Source organism: Kiloniella spongiae, from assembly GCF_001026905.1.
In the GTDB taxonomy this organism is placed as follows: Bacteria; Pseudomonadota; Alphaproteobacteria; order Kiloniellales; family Kiloniellaceae; genus Kiloniella; species Kiloniella spongiae.
The window spans coordinates 18,222-36,401 of sequence record NZ_LAQL01000022.1 but is presented as its reverse complement, the minus strand read 5'-3'; the positions used below and the strand labels follow the sequence as shown (position 1 = coordinate 36,401).

Here is an 18,180-nt window from a genome sequence, read left to right as displayed (position 1 = left end):
GTGCTACTTCACCGCCCCAAAAGTTAAGCCCTGGACTAACTGTTTCTGGCAAAGCCATCCAAAAACGACAATGGGCGCACATGCCAATGTGGCAACAGCAGAAAGTTTCGACCAAAACAAACCTTCCGGGCTGGAAAAACTTGCAACTAATGCTGCCAGGGTTCCCGCTTCTGATGAAGTTAAATTAATTGCCCAAAACGCTTCGTTCCAGCACAAAACAACAGATAAAAGCGCCGTAGAAGCAATTCCGCCCCATGCCAGAGGCATCACAATCTGAGTGATTTCGTTCCAAGTGGATGTACCATCCATTCGCGAAGCTTCTAATATTTCCTTTGGAATTTCCCTAAAATAATTAAACAGGATCATCATAATAATCGGCAGATTTATCAGAGCATAAATAACAACCAGAACAATTTTTGTATCCAGTAACCCCAATTTTTGTGACAGAAGATAAATTGGCAAAAGAACCCCAACCGCGGGCAGCATTTTGGTGGATAACATCCACAATAAAATATCCTTGGTACGTCTGGTTGGACTAAAGGCCATTGCATAGGCAGACGGGATCGCAATCAACATCGCCAAAGCAGTTCCACCCAGGCTGGTCACCACACTGGACCAAGCATATTGCGTATAATCTGTTCGTTCTTGGATCAAAGTATAATTATCCAATGTTGGCTCAAAAACCAATAATGGCGGGATTGCAATTGCCTGGAGTTCGGTTTTAAAGCTTGTCAAAACCATCCAAAAAATCGGAAAAAAGAACAGGATCGCCACCAACCACGCCCCCGCGACAGCAAACCGGTTTTTCCATTCAAGAATTTGTTTATCAGTCATCACTACACCATCAAATTCTTGCCAACAGCACGGATCAAAAAGATCGCGACAATATTGGCTAATATCACGGCAAAAACGCCTCCCGCAGATGCAACACCAACATCAAATTGCAATAGAGCTTGTGCGTAAATCAAATAGGCAATGTTTGTACTTGCCGTACCTGGGCCGCCAGATGTGGTTACAAAAATTTCTGCAAAAATCGATAAATGAAAAATCATCTGTATCATCAGAACAATCGCGATCGGGCGGGCGAGGTGCGGCAAAGTCAAATTCCAAAATTGCGCCCAAAACCCTGCTCCATCTAATGTCGCGGCTTCTTTTTGTTCCTGATCTTGAGATTGTAAGGAAGTCATGAAAATAAGAATGGCAAAAGGCGTCCATTGCCAACTCACAATAATGATGACGGATAGTAACGGATATACAGTCAACCAATCGATAGGTTCTGCCCCTACAGCATGAGCGATAACGGCAAACAGACCATAGATCGGGTTCATCATCATGTTTTTCCAGACCAAAGCATTGACCGTTGGCATGATAAAAAAAGGCGAGATAAGCATCACACGAACAATGCCACGCCCTCGAAATGGCCGATCAATCAAAATTGCAATCGCAAGTCCCAAAACAACGGAAATACACAGGACAGAGCCGACCAAGACTAATGTGTTCAAAACAGCTGGTGGAAAAGCTGCATCGGTTACAAAGAACTCGTAATTTGAAAGTCCAACAAATCCGGTACGCTCAGGGTATAAAAGATTATAGCGAATAAGCGAGAAATAGATCGTCATCGACAAGGGCACAATCATCCACATTAAAAGAACGATAATGCTGGGTGCCTGTAGTAATCGTACCAGAGTTCTATTCATGGAAATGATCCTGATAGGAGAGTTAAAAAAGGGTAGATTTCTCTACCCCGATTTAATACGGCTACTCTCGTACTAGTAATAACCCGCTTTTCTCATTTCACGGTCTGCCGCCGCTTGTGCATTTTCCAAAGCTTCTTCCACAGAAATATCGCCAGCTAACGCAGCAGTCATTTGTTGACCAACGGCTGTACCAATTGCCTGAAACTCTGGAATAGCAGCGAATTGAACACCTATATATGGTGTTTTGTCTTGCGTTGAATTCGATGGATCTGCAGATAAAATCGCTTTTAGTTCGGCCTCATCAAAAGTTGCTGCTTCTTTGAATTTAGGATTGTCGTATGTTGATTGGCGCGTCCCCGTTGGAACTGCGGCCCAACCATTAGTTTCTGCAACCAGTTCAATGTATTCTTTGGATGTCGCCCATTCCATGAACTTCATAGCATCAGCTTTTTTCTGGGTTCCGGAAGGAACAGCCAAAGCCCATGCCCATAACCAATTCGCACCACGTGTTGTGACTGCTTGTGGTGATTGCGCGAATGCCATTTTATCCGCAACTTTAGACTGGCTTGGATTTGTCACGAAAGACGCAGCGATTGTTGCATCAATCCACATTCCACACTTGCCTTCGTTCGTCAAAGCAAGGATTTCATTAAACGAATTACCCGCTGATCCCGGCGGTCCATATGCTGTAAGCATATCTACATAAAAGTTAACAGCATGATTCCATGCCGGGCTATCCAGATCAGGTGTCCAATCTTCGTTAAACCATTTCCCACCAAAGCTATTTGCCATGGTTGTTAGGAATGCCATGTTATCGCCCCAACCTGGCTTGCCGCGTAAACAAATACCGTACTGACCTGCATCGCGATCTGTCATAGCTGCCGCGGCGTCTTTTACATGCCCCCATGAAGGATTATCAGGCATGGTCATACCCGCAGCATCTAACAGATCCTTACGGTACATAATCATTGATGATTCACCGTAAAATGGAGCTGCATATAAATTACCGTCATGTGATAGGCCGCCGCGCATCGCAGGTAAAATATCATCGACATCATACTCAGCACCAAATTCCAATGCCTCCAACCAGCCGCGTGAGCCCCAAATCGGTGCTTCGTACATACCGATTGTCATCACATCAAACTGACCGCCCTTTGTCGTAATATCCGTTGTAACACGCGACCGAAGCGTACCTTCGTCTAATGTGACCCATTTCACAGTGATACCAGGATTGGCTTCTTCGAACTTAGGGGTAAGTTTTTGCATTTCGATCATGTGACCGTTATTTACCGTTGCGATCGTAATTTCATCTGCAACTGTAAAAGATATCGCTGACAGACTTAATATCATACCCATTGCCGTCGTGCGTAAATACTTCATGTGTTCCTCCCAGAAATCACGTTTGAAGATAAAAGCTGATTTTCTATACTGCAAAGGATGCAACAAAGCTGCTAATACCATTTGATCAACAAAAGATACTATTTATACATATTTTAGCATTAAAATGAATTTTACAGTACAAAAAGTATATTTCAAAAAATTATCATCCATGAAGGAACTGCACAGCGTGAAAATTTTCTCATTCGAATTACCCTGCTATTTAGCAGGTTATATTCCTGACTAGTGCTACCTCAAAAGACATAATATTCAATAGCACGCGAGATATTCAATAGCTGGCGAGCGGATTGATGAGTCAGTTAAATGATCGTGTTTCTCTTAAAGTCAAACAAGAACCTAATCAAATTAGGTGTTTCATTCTAAAGCTCAAACTTATACTCTATTAAGACTTATGATCCGTAATTAGAGCTTCAAGCATGTCAGATATTTTTGTAAATTGCCGAATTGAAACAGACCGGATGATTATACGTCCCTATGCAATGGAAGATGCTTCCTCTCTACAAAGGATCGCGTCTGATCCCAAAGTTTTAGAGTACTTGCCTGATGATCCTCTCTCTGACGAAGAGATAAAAAATATCATCATCTGGTCGATTGGCTGTCATAAAAGCAATACAAAAGAAAAGCTTCACAAACTCAACCTTGCAATCCTGTCAAAAGAAACAGAGCAGTTGATTGGTTGGTGTGGATTGGGGCCAGCCGACTGGGATCAAAGCCAAATTGAAATTTACTACACAATTGCGCCCGAACATTGGGGTCGCGGCCTTGCCACGGAAGCTGCCAATGCCTTAAAGAACTACGCCTTTAAAACAATCGAGCTGAAAAAATTAGTGGGAATTGTCGCCGTTGATAATGCAGCCTCAAACAAAGTACTGCAAAAGTTGGGCATGAAATACGAGGGGCGATTGGAAACAGCACCAGAGGACTGTGATCCTTATTTCCTAGGGCAAAACCTTTACTCTCTCAATCGATAGAATCATACCGATAGAGATTTCCCCTTTAAATATCTCGAACACTATCACAGTCCAACTTAGTCTTTTCAATATGTTCTTTGCAGTCTATGAAAGTACCGAATATAGAAAATCCAACGCAGAGGGATTACTCTGCTTCTGAGGAATAAATTGATGGCCGCAAAGAAAAATCCACTGAAACTAAATAAGTTGCAATTGCGCACACTTGTTCTCGCTCAGGTGATTGGTCGCGACGAAAGACAAGCCGTACAGCATCCAAACGGAGACGTTACTCTGTCTCAACTCCCCCACGCGCATGGTGATCATGTACACGTCGGAGAATTTGTCGTATCCGCGAAAGATGCCAGCGGCTTTAACAATCCTGCTGTTTGGATTGCCTTAGCACGCAAAGGACTAGTTAAAGAAGCTGGTCAGCCCATCACCCTGACGACAGAGGGTGTTGCTTATGAAACCGGCCTTGGTGATAAGTTTCTGGAAAAATCAGATCACTAATCTTTAAACCAATCTCTGGATAAAACCCTCCCCTGCCGACAGAATTAGACTGTAAACAGACCTTACTCTCGATTTGCAGCAGTGCCACGAACATGGCTACATCCAAGACAAACATGAAGCGTCAAATCAACGGAGACATGGCCTGATTCAACATCTTTGACGTCTTCGGGCTGGTATTTGCTCATATCATTATCCAAATACCAGCTACCAGTTTCTTCAACATTTTTACGGCTGAGTTCATAACGGACAACGCGTTCGGAAAAGCATTTATTACATTTTTTCATACCATCCCATCCCATAATATTTATATCAAATAGTAAATAACTTAATGGCTAAAGCATAGCCGATTAAATGTGGACCATATGTTAACACATTTAGAACATTGCAAAAAATCTTAATATCGACTGGCTTTGCACTATCCTTCTAATGAAAGGTAGATAGATCCAGTTCCAACATTTCCCCCATCCATATCGCATGCTCTTGATGATCTTTTAAATCATCACCAGTATTTGGATGAATAAAAACGGTCAACCCGGCACGATTTAAAGAAACCCAGCTAACAACCTCTCCAAATATTTCAGGCATAACGGTCAACTGGCAACTCCATCTGGGATGCGGTCCAACACTCTTTTCATGAACCCGCCCCATAGAAACGGAAAATCGGGCTTTGACCGCCTCACAAACTTGCCGTGCCAAGGTGACCGTATCCTGATCAAAATAAAAATGTACATGATAGTCACGCGGAGAAATCATTGGCATATCTTTCTACTATATCATTATCAGAAAACTTAACCATTCAAAGAGAAGAGAGTAAAGTCCTAACAAAAATGACTGCGCCACAACCAAAGCGTAATCCCTAGATCATCGTCCACCATGGCTCATATTATACCTGGAATAGCTACCAACTAAGCCTGTTATGATAAGAACCTTTCATTGTTGGAAAAGTTCATCGCTTAAAGATTTGTTATAGGATATAAGGCTATTCAGGAATTGAAAACACCATAAACTTGAGACTACCCTATGCTGACACCCGCTATTTTTGACATTGCACTCACCGCTTTTGTTTCCCTTTTTGTCATTATAGATCCTCTTGGATTGTTGCCAATTTTTATTGGCCTGACACAAGGTGCTGACGCCGCTCACAAAAGAAAAATGGCGCTCAAAGGTGTTTTAATTGGCGGCGTCATTCTTGTTTTCTTCGCTCTTCTCGGTGATCGTTTTCTTGATCTTCTCGGTGTTGGTCTTCCCGCTTTTCGCATTGCTGGTGGCGTCATGCTGTTCCTGATCGCCTTGGAAATGGTATTCGATAAGCGCGCAAAACGAAGAGAAGATAAAGCAGAAGAACTTAAAAGCTCTGACCTTCATGAAGATATAGCGGTTTTTCCGCTGGCAATCCCCTTAATTTCTGGTCCAGGCGCGATCGCCTCGATCATGCTGTTAATGAGCGCTAACAAGGAAAATATTGTCGCCCAATCCGCCGTTTTAATGGTTCTGGCCGGGGTATTGCTCCTTTGCCTCACTCTTTTCTTACTGGCGGAAAAACTGGAACGATTTGTCGGAGATACAATAACCCACATTATCTCTCGTGTTCTTGGTATTGTCCTTGCCGCCCTCGCTATTCAATACATTCTTGACGGTTTGAAAAGAGGACTTTTAAGCTAGCGCCTTTACGCACCCTAAACATAGAATTTTGCCATGCTAATTGCCCAGATTACCGATTTTCATGTCGGTCGTATTATTAAAACTGACAATGGTCCAATTGATCTATTTGATCGCCTAAAACAAACGGTAGAGCATCTAACCAACCTTAACCCTCAGCCAGACCTTGTTGTTGTATCTGGCGACATTTCAAACCATGGCAATATAGAAGATTACGAGCGTGCAAAAAGACTTTTGGATTCCATTGGACTGCCTTATTTTGTGATGCCCGGCAACCATGACAGCCGAGAGAGTTTGCGCATGCTCTTTCAGGCGGATGGATATTTGCCAAGTAGTGGAGAGTTTCTGCAATATACCATCGAGCAATATCCTTTACGCTTGATCATGTTAGATACACTCGAAGTCGGGCAACATCACGGCATGATTTGTGATAAACGCCTAGATTGGCTCAACAATAAACTAACCGAGAGTCCTGAACGACCAACACTCATTTTTATGCATCACCCACCAGCAAAACTAAACCTGCCTTATCAGGATAATATGCGCTGTTTTAACGGCAAAAAGTTAGCCGAAATCGTTGCAGATCATAATCAGATACATGGCGTCGCCTGTGGTCATACGCATCGGGATAGTGTTGCCAATTGGGCTAAGACAGTTTTGTTTGTCACACCAAGTGCAACCTTCTCTTACGGACTGGAAATGAAGCCGGTAGATGACATCACCCCCCGATTTGAACCCGCTTGTATTCGCCTTTTTCACTGGGGCAGCGATACAGGTCTGGTATCGCATCTCAGCTTTGTTGGGAGTTATCCAAATGGCCTGACGGAAGGCGTTCCCACACCAGCCGCTAACTGATTTAATCGTTATTACGATCAATCTTTTTTGGCTTCCCCGCTAAGCTTTCGTCTTTCAGTTTCCCTGTGGCTTGAAATATTTGCTCGAATGCTTGATCCCTATCTTTCTCAACATCTTTCTTGCCAAATATAAATCGAAAGACCTTACGAATACCGCGAAAGATCTTTGGCACAACCCAAATTGCTAAAATCAGGAACAGCGCGAGAAAAGCAGCAAAGACCGCAGGATTTAACAACGCCATTGCCAAACCAGCAATAACCAAAACATCTTCACCTAAAGACGCTGCTATATTGGTAAAGGGTTCTGGCGAGGTGTTTATAATAGCGCGTGTTCCAGCCTTCATGGAATGGCTTATGGTCGCCAATCCTCCACCGCCAACAAATGCTAGCGCTTGAGCCTCAGTACTAACATCTCCCATCATACCAGCCGCCATCAATGCCCCGGCAGGAATGCGGATAAAGGTATGTAGACCATCCCAAACGGAGTCTACTGCCGGAATTTTATCAGCAATGAATTCAATAACATAAAAAATTACGGCAATTACAATAACCGCAGGATGTTCAACGACCATAATTCCATCAGGTAAATCAAGCTGCCCGCTCGCGCCAAGAATTCCCAAAATTGCAAGGGTCGCATAAAGGTTAATCCCCCCCGCCCACGCAACGCCCATTGCCAAGACTGATATTTCAAAAAGCGACATTCTAACTCCGATAATAAATTAAATTCAGATTATTGTTATTTTTCTGAGCGTCTTAACGAACTATATTTATATTACGTCATACTATATAGCGGCACAGTCAGTAAATTTACCAAGAGATTTCTGTTCCGAAATCTTTTATAATCTTTGTTACAATTCAGGAATATCTATTTCTGACCTCAATTCCGCCACACTACAAAACTACAAAAAGTGTAGAATCATAAAAACGACCAAAAATCGATAGGAGAGAAGTTAACGGAACAAAACGTTCCAACCTTAATTACAGAATTCAATGGGGGCCTGTTTCGACTTATTGGGTAATGTAACGAAAACATACGCCACAGGATGAACAGATATCCCAAAGTTTTTTGACCCAATATTTCTGATCCAATATTTCTGGCCCAGTCCGAGAAATCGGTCACGCTAGGGGAGTTATCAGCGTTGGATGATGGTGTTACAGATAGCCTAAGCGCTCAGCAACAGGCCGATTTGATGGCTCTGGTAGCCCATTCCAGAGACCGCGAGGCTTTTGTCAAACTTTTCAGGCATTTTGCCCCTCGCCTCATGTCATACATGAGAAAGCTCGGCACAGATAATAACATCACAGAAGGCCTAGTTCAGGATGTCATGCTTACCCTATGGCGCCAGGCAGAATCCTATGATCCAGAAAAAAGTTATGTCTCTAGTTGGGTTTTTGCCATTGCACGCAACCGACGTATTGATCGCTATCGCAGACAGAGACTGGTTCCTATTGATCAAAATTATCTACAAGGCCAATTACATCTTCAGAATCAAGTAGATGAATCTCCTAGCCAAGACCAAGACATTGAACATCAAGAAGTTGAAGCCCTGCTAAAAGAAGCGATTGAAAGTCTTCCTGCTGATCAGGCAAGTTTGCTGGAGCTCGCTTTTTATGAAGACATGACGCACAAGGAGATCGCGGATCATGAAAACCTGCCTCTTGGAACCGTAAAATCCCGATTGAGGTTAGCAATCAACAAACTAAGACGTATACTGGGATCAAGTATCTAACCCTAGCGGTACAAACAACCGTTGAAAGTCAGAGAAGAGAGTTGGCAGGGACTGTTTAAAACAATGTCTATAGAAATACAGCCTATTCTGCCTCTTTGGTCAGTAACAAAAGACAATAGGTTAGCGACAGGTCATCAATAGCATAATGCTTTTCACGTACGTGATCTAATCCTGTTATATCACCAACAGAAAGATCACATTCGTCACCTAAAAGACCACCATCAAGTACAAGCAAGTAACCAAATTCGGCAATCTCACCATTTATAAATATGCGTTCTCCGGCAGATATTTTGAGCAAGAATAGATAACTGGCATCTGAAGCATTTTCTTTTTCGCTAACGGATCCGAGGCATAGGGCTTCGCCTTCGGTCAGCACATCGCTATCCCAAGAAAGTTTAGAAGGATCACCTGGCAACAGTGCAGTCACAGACCGAGGCAAATCAGGCAACATGGCGTGTTTGGGGACAGGAAAACTGGTAATTTCTGCAGAATCCAAAAGATCCAGAACCCTCTCTTCCATACCTTCAGGAAGATCTTCGTGAGGAATCTGATCTAGCAAAGCCCCCCCAAGCGCCCGCAATTTTGCAACCTGATCCCGGCATTCCGCACAGAGAGAAAGGTGCACATCAATGAAGAGTTCCCAGCTATAACTACCACTACCGGCGACATAGTCCACCAAATGTGCTTCAGAGGGGTGATGCTGCGGCTTACTTACTGCCGACATATCATCCCTAAATACTGATCCGGAATTGATGCCTGTCATTATTCTTGTTCTCTATGCTTAAAAAATTAACCAAGCCAGTTTATCTTGTTTTAAGGCTTGAGTTATTATTACGCCGCGTTCATGCTTTTGGATCACAATAATGTGTCTATATTTGAAAGAGACAGTAAATATTATGCCACAAAGGCAGGTTATGGCAAATCAGCCTCTGTTTGAAACTGACTCAACCTGGTGTTTGTACCTAAACTAGCCCCAGAGAAATCAATCTCAATGCCGCAAAGGCCTTTCCCGCTAAAATGAATACTCCAAAGTTCCTCAGCAAACACGTCGTTTTTATATTTCTGTTATTAGCGCTTTCCAGTTGTGGGGGTGATTATACTTGGGGATGGCATGTTATTGATCCCACAAAACAGGCTGGACAAAACAATATTCAATTCCTCATTGGCGGTCTTTTGGGCACCATAGAAATGTCAATTGTTGCAATTCTGCTTTCAATGACAACAGGCCTGCTTATAAGCCTCCCCGGTATCTCCAATAACAAATACTTGAGAGCTATAAACCTGTTTTATGTCGCTGTCTTCAGATCAATACCCGTACTGGTCATGATTTTATGGACCTATTATGGTCTGCCAGTTGTTCTAGGAATTGATTTAGGCTTATTTGCAGCAGGCGTGTTGGCTCTGGCAATTTGTGACAGTCCTTTTCAGGCTGAAATATTCAGGGCAGGTATTCAATCTATTGATATCGGACAGCACGAAGCGGCAGAAAGTATGGGACTGACCTATTTCCAAAAAATGCGTTTAATCATTCTTCCCCAAGCAATAAAAAAGATTATTCCTCCGTTGGGGAATCAATTTGTTTACATGTTAAAAATGTCTTCGCTTGCTTCTGTAATCGGTTACAGCGAACTCACAAGACGCGCGACAGAGTTGGTCGTAAACGAATACCGCCCACTGGAAATATATACATTCCTTATTTTGGAATATCTGCTTCTCATATTAGTCGTAACTTACTTTGTACGAAAGCTGGAAAATTATCTAAAAAGAAACGAACGCATCCAGAACCCAAAAGCTGCCAAAAGTTAAACGCGTTTAAAATCAACGCTTCAAAGCAGGAAGCAACTGAATATCCAAGAGATACTCAGGCCATTACAGCATAAAAACTCAGGGAAATTCTATTGAGCTTGTGCAGCGTTACAGCGCGTTAGCAAACGTCCCACCCCGGGGCCCAATTCCAAACCGATTTCCTGAGGCGAATTCCACTTTACCGTGCCCAAAACTCGACCACAGTGATTATGGGACAAGATAACCTCGCTACCTATTGGTAGCTTCGTTTCTAAAAGAAGACGCGCACCACAAGAAGAAAGATCAAGGACTTCACAATCATAATTACTATCAAAAGCGGTTAAACATACTTTTATACCCGAAGAAATCATATGGCGGGGTGCATGACGCCTATTAGTCAATCGCTGTAGAGATACGGACGGAACTTCTTGATACAACTTACAACACCTTAAAATAAACGCTATTTAAGCGCGACCAAACTTACTTTCTTTATCAGTCCTGTCAACACAGGCTGACATAATATGATGTTTAACTAAATCCGCTGTGACCGGTTTTGGCATATAGCCTGAAATTTCGCTTGATAGCGACGTGTCAGTTTTTTCGTAACCACTCATCATCAAAAACGGAAGAGCACGCGTGAACTCTTCTGTCGATTGGCGTAAGCGCTTAAGCAAATCTAGCCCTGTCTCCGGTACCATATAGTAATCGGAAATCACAAGGTCAGGCTTTTTCTTTTCAATGCCATCCATCGCTTCACTAACGTTTTCATAAAGTAAAACTTCGCCAACACCCAACGACAGAAGCATAAGCCTCATCATTGATCGCACAGCCTTACTATCATCGACAACAGCCACACTTAATTTCGTCCAATCGTCCGCTGTCCAAGACAAAACCTGACCTCCAATATGCTGAACAGGGGAACCGAAAATGAAAGAATCCAAATGTTCCCATCGAGACTTCACCTTATGAACTGAGAATATTAAAATTGTCCTACCGAATAGTTCGCATTCCAGACAAATAGTATTGCAAAAAAGAAAAACAACTATACGAGTAAATATAATATTATTATATTTTTCAAATACTTAAAAATAACAAATGAAAAATTTATATTGTAAAAAAAATAATTTTCCCATGAAATATCTTTTCACAAAACTTTCCCGACAAAGTCAGAATCCGTACGCTTAATTTAAGACTTTTTTTATTCTGTCCATACTTTGTTTAGGAAATTGTCGTAAGTTCATTCCGTTTCCGATAAGATCTTAAAAATAAAATTCGCAGGGAGTGGTAAATGAGCCTAAGAAGATATACTTACCAGATTCAAGCTGACCCTATGTCACGTGTTGAAACTGGTGAAATTGAGGCTAAAGATCTTGAAGATGCCAAGCGTCAATTAAGAGTTCAGTTCATGATGGCTCAATTGCCTGATGATACAAACATCGTTGATCAATCCGAAGCTGACGAAAACATGGCACGAGAAAAATCAGCAAAAGCCCGAGACCTTTTACGAGTCCTTGCTGACCATCACGCCTGGATACAAGATTCGAATCAAGGCGCCAGGGCAAACCTGAATAACTTGAATCTTTCTGACATGGTTATGCCTGGATCAAAGTTACAAAACGCTGATATGGCTGGTGCAGATTTTTCTGGCGCTGATCTTAGTGGATCCGATCTTACGAATGCTAATCTGGTCCGGGCCAGCCTGCATGGAACAAACCTCAAAGACGCTGACCTTTCTGGCGCTGATTTAAGTGATGTAGATTTACGCGGTGCCATCCTTACAGGTGCAAGGCTTGATGGTGCAGATCTGTGGAGAGCCAATCTCATGGGGTGCGTCATTTCGCCCTCTGCCCTTCACAAGGCACTTTCCTGTAAATCTAAATAGTCTGTGCCCGCTAACGCGGGCGCTTCATAGTTTACAACGGTTGTAATGAGTGAAAACAATAAAGACCTTGAGAAATTCGCCGCACAAGAACCGGAAGAAAGATCAGTATTCCAAGCCTTAAAGCGTGGACTACGAAGAAAGTGCCCGCATTGCGGTACAGGAAAAGTCTTTCGAAAGTATGTGACTGTCATTGATGAGTGCACGCATTGCCACGAAGAACTGAGTCACATTCGGGCTGATGATATTCCCCCTTATTTCACCATCACAATCGTGGGGCATATTGTGGTGCCAGGGGTCATGTGGACAGAACAGCTTTATTCGCCATCTCTTTTGACTCATGTAGCAATCTGGCCAGCTCTGACCCTTGCCTTGACAATGGCTATCCTACCCTTTGTAAAAGGCGGTGTTCTTGGCGTCTTATGGGCCCTACGCATGTTCGAAGACGAAAAGCGTTTTCCTTCTGCCGCTGAGTAAGCTGACTTAGGTTGCCTGTCATACCAATAGCTGATGAGATATAATACCCTCCGTTATCTTTTAGTCAGAAGTCGATAACGATTTCTGACTAAAAGATTCGATATAGATCACGCACAAATATAAACTACCCATAAATTCATTCAGGATAATCTTAACTATAATTCAGCTTTACCATAGCAAACAAAGTTGTATATACAATACATTGTGACTTAAAACCTCGGAGCTTGTTATGTGGGATAGCCTTTGGATCAACTGCAATCTATGTACAATGAATGATGCAGAGAATGACGATGGATTAGGAATAATCAATAACGGAGCTATTGCAAGTACTGCCGGGAAAATCGTTTGGATCGGTGAAGCAAACAAGCTTCCTGATGCATCAGAAAAGTTGGCAAAAGAAATCAACGACCTTAACGGATCATGGATAACGCCCGGCTTAATCGATTGTCATACACATATTGTTCACGGTGGTGAACGCATTAATGAATTTAATATGCGTCTCGAAGGCGCAAATTACGAAGAAATTGCACGCGCAGGCGGCGGTATAAGATCAACAGTAAAAGCAACAAGAGCAGCCAGTGAACAAGAGTTATTTGATAAAGCCCTGAAACGAGCTCAATCACTACAGGAAGAAGGCGTCACAGTTCTCGAAATTAAATCTGGCTATGGTTTAAATTGGGAAAACGAAACAAAACAATTACGTGTTGCCCGGAAAATTGGTGAAAGTTTACCACTGGATGTTATTACAACGTACCTTGCCGCACACACCATCCCTGAAGAATATCAAAATGACGGTGATGGTTATATCGACAGTATAATAGAAAAACTACCGGAGCTTAAAAAATCTGGACTTGCCGATGCAATTGATGGTTTCTGTGAAGGCATAGCCTTCTCTCCAAAGCAAATCGAAAAGCTGTTTAAAGCAGCAGGAGATCTCGGATTTAACCTAAAACTTCATGCAGAACAACTTAGCGACTTGGGTGGTGCAACCTTGGCTGCAAAATATGGAGCAAAATCAGCGGACCACTTAGAATATGTGTCAGAAAAATCTGCCAAAGCAATGTTAAAATCAGGTTCTGTTGCCGTCATTCTTCCCTGCGCTTTTTACTTTCTCAATGAAACAAAAAAGCCACCGATAGACCTTTTCAGGAAAAATGCTGTCCCGATGGCCGTTGCAACAGACATGAACCCCGGCTCATCCCCCTGCTGCTCTCTCTTGCTCGCAATGAATATGGCATGCACCTTTTTTAAAATGACACCAACCGAAACCATGCGTGGCGTCACCTTACATGCCGCACAAGCTCTGGGTATTGAAAAGACACATGGTAGTATGGAAATTGGAAAGGTCACAGATCTGGCAATCTGGGGTATCACTCATCCCGCAGAGCTTTCCTATCATATGGGCTTCAACCCTTTACAAGAGTTGATAAAAGACGGAAGGCAAATCATTCAAAGATAAATACAGGAAATCACATGGCCTTCAAACGACTTTGCAGATCACCCACGTGTAATTCCATTTTGTGATGGTCCGGGTCGAGAAAATAAAATGAAGCGCCTTCGCTTTTATTCTCTTTCCAGATTTCAACACCAAACTCTTTGAGTTGCTGGCAAAAGGGCAAAAAATCGTTTTCTTCAACGCTAAAAGCTATATGCGTGTAATCGGGGTGCAGCGTATCCCGTGCAACAGCATCATGTGAGAGACAAATCCAGAAAGATCCAGCTTCAAGATAAGCTCCGCCAGACCATTTTTTTCTCAACTCAAGCCCAAGAACATCGCGATAAAACAGGACAGACTTATTCAGGTCTTTAACAGCCAATGTAATGTGGTTTACTCCCGTGACCTTCTTCATCGCCCCTCACTCAATAACTAACGACAGCGAAACGCCAGCTAACAGATGCTTCTTTCAACATAACTTCCTGAGTTTGGATTTCCCCCCAACGCTCGGCAAAATCAGGGTCATCTTTGCTTTTCGCATCCACAACAATTTCTTTAATACCACTTTGAATAATTGCTCTGGAACAGTCAGAGCAAGGAAAATGAGTCACATAAATAGAAGCACCACTTAACCTGACACCAACACGCGCGGCATGAAAAATTGCATTGCGTTCAGCATGTTCTGTCCAATCGTATTTCAACGGGCGCGCGTGGCGTTCATCAGCATCATCATCAACAGCACGGGGAAAACCATTAAAACCGTAGGGCCCAGGCGTATTATCCTCAAGAATAATTACGGCCCCAACCTGTGTAGAACGATCCTTGGACCAAGTTGCGACTTCACGCGCTAACTTTAAATAACGTGTATCCCATTTTGCTGACATTTCCTCTCCTTTTATGCTTATGGACAGAGCTTTATCAAAAATAATTAGCCAACAGCTTTAATATTTTTGCCACCGATCACGAAAGACCAAAACTATAAGAATGTGTATCCTTTTTAAACGATATAAAAGCCCTCTTCTCTCTGGAAAATCCTTATCACAACTGGCCAATACAGATTTAGTATAAATTAACCAATTCATCGTATTTACTAACTATCAGATATTCCAACCGTGGCATTATTTTGTTTTACCAATACCCGCTTACGCTGGCCCTAAAAAAAAGAGCATTAAATTACAGCCTGATCATGGCTGTGCTCACGTTAACATTTCATATAATCAGTATTATAGCTGGCACAGGGCTGCAAACTTATTTCAAAGTTCCCCTAGGTGCCGACTTTCTAGCATTTTACACAGGTGGCGTATTTTATCTTAATGATACTTTGGAAACTATTTATGATTTGGCCTATCTTCATAGTGGGTTCGGCCAGGCACCAGAAATATATTTTCCTAATCAATTAGATTTTCAACAACAATTAATAGGACCAGATCTTTTAGCTCATAGCCCTTTTGTTAATCCACCCTTTGCGGCCCTTATATATGTTCCATTTTCCTGGCTTGATTATGTTCCCGCTTACATTGCCTGGACTATCTTTAACCTGCTAGCACTCTTTATTGCATCACAAATAATAAAGAGTGAGTTGACATGGTTTAAAAACTTGCCTTCTTATAAGGTATATTTGGGGTGTTTTTTATTTTTCCCTACAATCGCTTGTTTTTTGTACAGCCAAGCAACTCCAATCGTATTAGTACTGTATTGCCTTTGTTATAGAAACCTAAGAAATGGGAACGAGTTTAGCGCTGGCTTTTTTCTTGGCATGCTAGCTTTCAAACCACAGTTGGCTATTGGCTTAGCATTTGTACTGCTCATTAAATGGCGTTGGCGATCTCTCCTTGGTGGAATCACATCTGTATCGCTAATACTTGGTTATAGCTATCTCTTTATGCCCGACGAAATGCAAGCTTTTCTGAAAATAAGCCCATCACTTACAGATTTCATTAGATCCACCTACTATCCAACATGGGGAATTAGTTCATTTTTTGGTTTTTCCGTACTTTTGTTCGACAGCCTTAATCCAGCAATTAGTAATATTTTGACTGCTACGTTAACATTAGGGACGTTAAGTTTACTTTTACGACTCTGGAAAAACACAAAATGGCTAGAGAACAAAACTCAGTGGGATATAGCCATGGCAATGACTTTTAGCTGGGGAATTCTTATCAGCCCCCATTTATTTTATTATGATCTAATGCTATTACTTCTCCCTATATCAATCGTAGTGCAACGCATTCACTATATATACTCTAAAAATAATCAGATCATTTTATGGATAATCGTACTATACATATCTACTTACCTCGGCAGTCAAATTTCGGTAGCGCAGTTAGAAATCATGAAGCTAATAAAGCTACCTGAGATATCCTTCCAAATAATCACTCCCGTCATCTTATACTGGGGGTATCTTCTATATAAAGTGGTAATGTCACCTTCTGGAACCCTCGCCGAGACCCCAGCTAAGTGTCTCCCAAAACATGAAACTTGATAATGCCTTTGCAAGGCAAATACATCAAGGAACATATGCTTTGGGTCCCACTCATCATGCTTGCCTTAACCATCGGTTATTACCTATTCACCATTCTGTATTCACAAGGATTAATCACTGCATCAGGTAGTGTCCTTGGTGGTGATTTTTTGGCCTTTTATACCGGAGGTACCTTTTTCAACCAAGGTATACTTAAACAAACATATTTTATAGAATCTGGACTATTTTTCCCTAATCAAGAGAAATTCCAGCACTCTCTAATAAGCACCGAATTTACTGGGTACGCTCCGTTTATAAACCCGCCTTTCATGGCCATATTCTATAGCCCCTTTGCCAGACTTCCATACATATATGGCTTCTTTCTTTGGCAAATCTTTAACTTTTCGCTCCTCGTTTATTCCATACACATCCTGCGCCAGGAGCTCGTATATTTACAGCGCTTTTCTACCTCAAAACTCCTTGGTTGTTGCTTTCTATTCTATCCAACTCTCGGATGGTTTATGTACGGCCAAGCTACTCCCATAATTCTTTTACTCTACGTCCTGTGTTTTCAATCCTTAAGAAAAGGTCATGATTTTAAAGCAGGCAGTTATCTCGGACTACTCGCATTTAAGCCGCAACTAGCAATAGCTTTGGCATTAATACTTCTTTTTAAATGGCGTTGGAAATCACTACTCGGCGGGGGATTATCACTTGCAATGTGTATTGGTATCGGCTTTTTATTTACCCCAGACGCAATGTTGGCATACATAGAAGTCAGCCCTCAACTACCAGGTTTCTTGCGATCAGATGGCTATCCGACTTGGGGCGTACATTCTTTCTTCGGTTTTTTTGTTCTTTTATTGGATACTATAGCGCCTGATCTCGCCAACATAGCTACCTACGCGGTTTCTGGCACAACTATCCTCCTTTTGTACAAACTTTGGCGTACTATGGAATGGCAAGAAGACATCCAAAGGTGGGATCTTGCCATGGCGATAACCTTTATATGGGGGATATTGATTAGCCCCCATCTATTTTACTACGACCTGATGCTTCTATTACTTCCAGCCGCAATTATCTTAAATTACCAGGACTCTCTAAGAACCCAGGCTCCTGTTATATTATCTTACATTTCATTAACCTGGCTGATTTGCTTTTTAAGCGGTTTTATATCGATTGCTCAAATATTGCTGTATGATAAATACCAGATTTCTGCCCCCATTCTACAACTTTCAACGCCCATAATTTTCTTATTTGGCTTTTCTGTTTTCAAGAGTTTGACACAAAGAAAAGCTGATATTCAAAGTTCAAAAAACATACAATAATACCTTCAATTTAGATA

The 18,180-nt window shown here is 42.1% G+C and carries 22 protein-coding genes; 11 read left to right on the top strand and 11 right to left on the bottom strand.

Annotated elements, in window-relative coordinates:
* Window positions 1–3 precede the first annotated feature (3 nt).
* From WH96_RS20100 to WH96_RS20090, 3 genes are all read right to left on the bottom strand, one after another.
* A complete protein-coding gene (locus tag WH96_RS20100) occupies window positions 4–834 on the bottom strand; it encodes a carbohydrate ABC transporter permease (protein ID WP_047766032.1) in 831 nt (276 codons plus the stop codon).
* A 2-nt stretch (window positions 835–836) separates the two neighbouring features.
* Window positions 837–1,697, bottom strand: coding sequence for a carbohydrate ABC transporter permease (locus WH96_RS20095; RefSeq protein WP_047766031.1), 861 nt, complete (start codon window positions 1,695–1,697; stop codon window positions 837–839).
* Between the two features lie 72 nt (window positions 1,698–1,769).
* Complete coding sequence (locus WH96_RS20090; RefSeq protein ID WP_053006175.1) at window positions 1,770–3,077, bottom strand: ABC transporter substrate-binding protein; 1,308 nt, start codon at window positions 3,075–3,077, stop codon at window positions 1,770–1,772.
* Window positions 3,078–3,511: 434 nt separating this feature from the next.
* Here WH96_RS20090 and WH96_RS20085 point away from each other — a divergent pair, with 434 nt between their 5' ends.
* On the top strand, window positions 3,512–4,066 hold the full coding sequence (locus WH96_RS20085; RefSeq protein WP_053006174.1) for a GNAT family N-acetyltransferase: 555 nt from the start codon (window positions 3,512–3,514) through the stop codon (window positions 4,064–4,066).
* A 150-nt stretch (window positions 4,067–4,216) separates the two neighbouring features.
* Window positions 4,217–4,555, top strand: a complete 339-nt coding sequence (locus tag WH96_RS20080) for a hypothetical protein (RefSeq protein WP_047766030.1) — start codon at window positions 4,217–4,219, stop codon at window positions 4,553–4,555.
* Between the two features lie 62 nt (window positions 4,556–4,617).
* Here the strand turns inward: WH96_RS20080 and WH96_RS20075 are convergent, their stop codons facing one another.
* The gene (locus tag WH96_RS20075) at window positions 4,618–4,839 is read right to left on the bottom strand and encodes a hypothetical protein (RefSeq protein WP_047766029.1); all 222 of its coding nucleotides are present in this window, start codon (window positions 4,837–4,839) and stop codon (window positions 4,618–4,620) included.
* 139 nt (window positions 4,840–4,978) lie between these two features.
* The gene (locus WH96_RS20070; protein WP_047766028.1) at window positions 4,979–5,308 is read right to left on the bottom strand and encodes a DOPA 4,5-dioxygenase family protein; all 330 of its coding nucleotides are present in this window, start codon (window positions 5,306–5,308) and stop codon (window positions 4,979–4,981) included.
* Between the two features lie 267 nt (window positions 5,309–5,575).
* On the opposite strand from WH96_RS20070, the gene WH96_RS20065 reads away from it, so the two are divergent.
* Entirely contained in the window at window positions 5,576–6,217 is a 642-nt protein-coding gene (locus tag WH96_RS20065) for a MarC family protein (protein WP_053006173.1), read from the top strand.
* Window positions 6,218–6,250: 33 nt separating this feature from the next.
* Window positions 6,251–7,069, top strand: coding sequence for a phosphodiesterase (locus tag WH96_RS20060; protein ID WP_047766027.1), 819 nt, complete (start codon window positions 6,251–6,253; stop codon window positions 7,067–7,069).
* 1 nt (window position 7,070) lies between these two features.
* On the opposite strand, the gene WH96_RS20055 is transcribed toward WH96_RS20060, so the two are convergent.
* On the bottom strand, window positions 7,071–7,769 hold the full coding sequence (locus WH96_RS20055; RefSeq protein ID WP_082130614.1) for a DUF4126 domain-containing protein: 699 nt from the start codon (window positions 7,767–7,769) through the stop codon (window positions 7,071–7,073).
* 438 nt (window positions 7,770–8,207) lie between these two features.
* On the opposite strand from WH96_RS20055, the gene WH96_RS20050 reads away from it, so the two are divergent.
* The gene (locus WH96_RS20050; RefSeq protein WP_053006172.1) at window positions 8,208–8,798 is read left to right on the top strand and encodes a sigma-70 family RNA polymerase sigma factor; all 591 of its coding nucleotides are present in this window, start codon (window positions 8,208–8,210) and stop codon (window positions 8,796–8,798) included.
* An 82-nt stretch (window positions 8,799–8,880) separates the two neighbouring features.
* Here WH96_RS20050 and WH96_RS21635 read toward each other — a convergent pair whose 3' ends face one another.
* Complete coding sequence (locus WH96_RS21635) at window positions 8,881–9,561, bottom strand: cupin domain-containing protein (protein WP_053006171.1); 681 nt, start codon at window positions 9,559–9,561, stop codon at window positions 8,881–8,883.
* A gap of 254 nt (window positions 9,562–9,815) precedes the next feature.
* On the opposite strand from WH96_RS21635, the gene WH96_RS20040 reads away from it, so the two are divergent.
* Window positions 9,816–10,604: an amino acid ABC transporter permease gene (locus WH96_RS20040; RefSeq protein WP_047766026.1), complete on the top strand. Its 789-nt coding sequence runs from the start codon at window positions 9,816–9,818 to the stop codon at window positions 10,602–10,604.
* Window positions 10,605–10,693: 89 nt separating this feature from the next.
* Here WH96_RS20040 and WH96_RS20035 read toward each other — a convergent pair whose 3' ends face one another.
* Window positions 10,694–11,020: a PilZ domain-containing protein gene (locus WH96_RS20035; protein WP_156176878.1), complete on the bottom strand. Its 327-nt coding sequence runs from the start codon at window positions 11,018–11,020 to the stop codon at window positions 10,694–10,696.
* Window positions 11,021–11,047: 27 nt separating this feature from the next.
* The gene (locus tag WH96_RS20030) at window positions 11,048–11,473 is read right to left on the bottom strand and encodes a response regulator (RefSeq protein ID WP_156176877.1); all 426 of its coding nucleotides are present in this window, start codon (window positions 11,471–11,473) and stop codon (window positions 11,048–11,050) included.
* 398 nt (window positions 11,474–11,871) lie between these two features.
* Between WH96_RS20030 and WH96_RS20025 the strand changes: the two genes are divergently transcribed.
* From WH96_RS20025 to hutI, 3 genes are all read left to right on the top strand, one after another.
* On the top strand, window positions 11,872–12,465 hold the full coding sequence (locus tag WH96_RS20025) for a pentapeptide repeat-containing protein (protein WP_053006170.1): 594 nt from the start codon (window positions 11,872–11,874) through the stop codon (window positions 12,463–12,465).
* 45 nt (window positions 12,466–12,510) lie between these two features.
* The gene (locus tag WH96_RS20020) at window positions 12,511–12,939 is read left to right on the top strand and encodes a DUF983 domain-containing protein (RefSeq protein WP_047766023.1); all 429 of its coding nucleotides are present in this window, start codon (window positions 12,511–12,513) and stop codon (window positions 12,937–12,939) included.
* 229 nt (window positions 12,940–13,168) lie between these two features.
* Entirely contained in the window at window positions 13,169–14,398 is a 1,230-nt protein-coding gene (gene hutI, locus WH96_RS20015) for an imidazolonepropionase (RefSeq protein WP_047766022.1), read from the top strand.
* A 10-nt stretch (window positions 14,399–14,408) separates the two neighbouring features.
* On the opposite strand, the gene WH96_RS20010 is transcribed toward hutI, so the two are convergent.
* Together WH96_RS20010 and WH96_RS20005 are read right to left on the bottom strand one after the other, a co-directional pair.
* Window positions 14,409–14,789: a VOC family protein gene (locus tag WH96_RS20010; protein ID WP_047766021.1), complete on the bottom strand. Its 381-nt coding sequence runs from the start codon at window positions 14,787–14,789 to the stop codon at window positions 14,409–14,411.
* A 10-nt stretch (window positions 14,790–14,799) separates the two neighbouring features.
* Window positions 14,800–15,258 carry a deoxycytidylate deaminase gene (locus WH96_RS20005; RefSeq protein ID WP_047766020.1) on the bottom strand — a complete coding sequence of 153 codons (459 nt, stop codon included), beginning with the start codon at window positions 15,256–15,258 and terminating at the stop codon, window positions 14,800–14,802.
* Window positions 15,259–15,560: 302 nt separating this feature from the next.
* On the opposite strand from WH96_RS20005, the gene WH96_RS20000 reads away from it, so the two are divergent.
* Both WH96_RS20000 and WH96_RS19995 read left to right on the top strand, forming a co-directional pair.
* On the top strand, window positions 15,561–16,856 hold the full coding sequence (locus WH96_RS20000) for a glycosyltransferase family 87 protein (RefSeq protein WP_156176876.1): 1,296 nt from the start codon (window positions 15,561–15,563) through the stop codon (window positions 16,854–16,856).
* A 2-nt stretch (window positions 16,857–16,858) separates the two neighbouring features.
* Window positions 16,859–18,163, top strand: coding sequence for a glycosyltransferase family 87 protein (locus WH96_RS19995; RefSeq protein WP_047766018.1), 1,305 nt, complete (start codon window positions 16,859–16,861; stop codon window positions 18,161–18,163).
* Window positions 18,164–18,180: the final 17 nt, after the last annotated feature.

Coding starts and splice junctions, on each gene's coding strand:
- WH96_RS20085 (WP_053006174.1), top strand. CDS start 3,512: ATGTCAGATATTTTTGTAAATTGCCGAATTGAAACAGACCGGATGATT.
- WH96_RS20005 (WP_047766020.1), bottom strand. CDS start 15,258: ATGTCAGCAAAATGGGATACACGTTATTTAAAGTTAGCGCGTGAAGTC.
- WH96_RS20100 (WP_047766032.1), bottom strand. CDS start 834: ATGACTGATAAACAAATTCTTGAATGGAAAAACCGGTTTGCTGTCGCG.
- WH96_RS20055 (WP_082130614.1), bottom strand. CDS start 7,769: ATGTCGCTTTTTGAAATATCAGTCTTGGCAATGGGCGTTGCGTGGGCG.
- hutI (WP_047766022.1), top strand. CDS start 13,169: ATGTGGGATAGCCTTTGGATCAACTGCAATCTATGTACAATGAATGAT.
- WH96_RS19995 (WP_047766018.1), top strand. CDS start 16,859: ATGCCTTTGCAAGGCAAATACATCAAGGAACATATGCTTTGGGTCCCA.
- WH96_RS20060 (WP_047766027.1), top strand. CDS start 6,251: ATGCTAATTGCCCAGATTACCGATTTTCATGTCGGTCGTATTATTAAA.
- WH96_RS20010 (WP_047766021.1), bottom strand. CDS start 14,789: ATGAAGAAGGTCACGGGAGTAAACCACATTACATTGGCTGTTAAAGAC.
- WH96_RS20000 (WP_156176876.1), top strand. CDS start 15,561: ATGGCTGTGCTCACGTTAACATTTCATATAATCAGTATTATAGCTGGC.
- WH96_RS20095 (WP_047766031.1), bottom strand. CDS start 1,697: ATGAATAGAACTCTGGTACGATTACTACAGGCACCCAGCATTATCGTT.
- WH96_RS20025 (WP_053006170.1), top strand. CDS start 11,872: ATGAGCCTAAGAAGATATACTTACCAGATTCAAGCTGACCCTATGTCA.
- WH96_RS20090 (WP_053006175.1), bottom strand. CDS start 3,077: ATGAAGTATTTACGCACGACGGCAATGGGTATGATATTAAGTCTGTCA.
- WH96_RS20040 (WP_047766026.1), top strand. CDS start 9,816: ATGAATACTCCAAAGTTCCTCAGCAAACACGTCGTTTTTATATTTCTG.
- WH96_RS20070 (WP_047766028.1), bottom strand. CDS start 5,308: ATGATTTCTCCGCGTGACTATCATGTACATTTTTATTTTGATCAGGAT.
- WH96_RS20080 (WP_047766030.1), top strand. CDS start 4,217: ATGGCCGCAAAGAAAAATCCACTGAAACTAAATAAGTTGCAATTGCGC.
- WH96_RS20065 (WP_053006173.1), top strand. CDS start 5,576: ATGCTGACACCCGCTATTTTTGACATTGCACTCACCGCTTTTGTTTCC.
- WH96_RS20020 (WP_047766023.1), top strand. CDS start 12,511: ATGAGTGAAAACAATAAAGACCTTGAGAAATTCGCCGCACAAGAACCG.
- WH96_RS21635 (WP_053006171.1), bottom strand. CDS start 9,561: ATGACAGGCATCAATTCCGGATCAGTATTTAGGGATGATATGTCGGCA.
- WH96_RS20075 (WP_047766029.1), bottom strand. CDS start 4,839: ATGAAAAAATGTAATAAATGCTTTTCCGAACGCGTTGTCCGTTATGAA.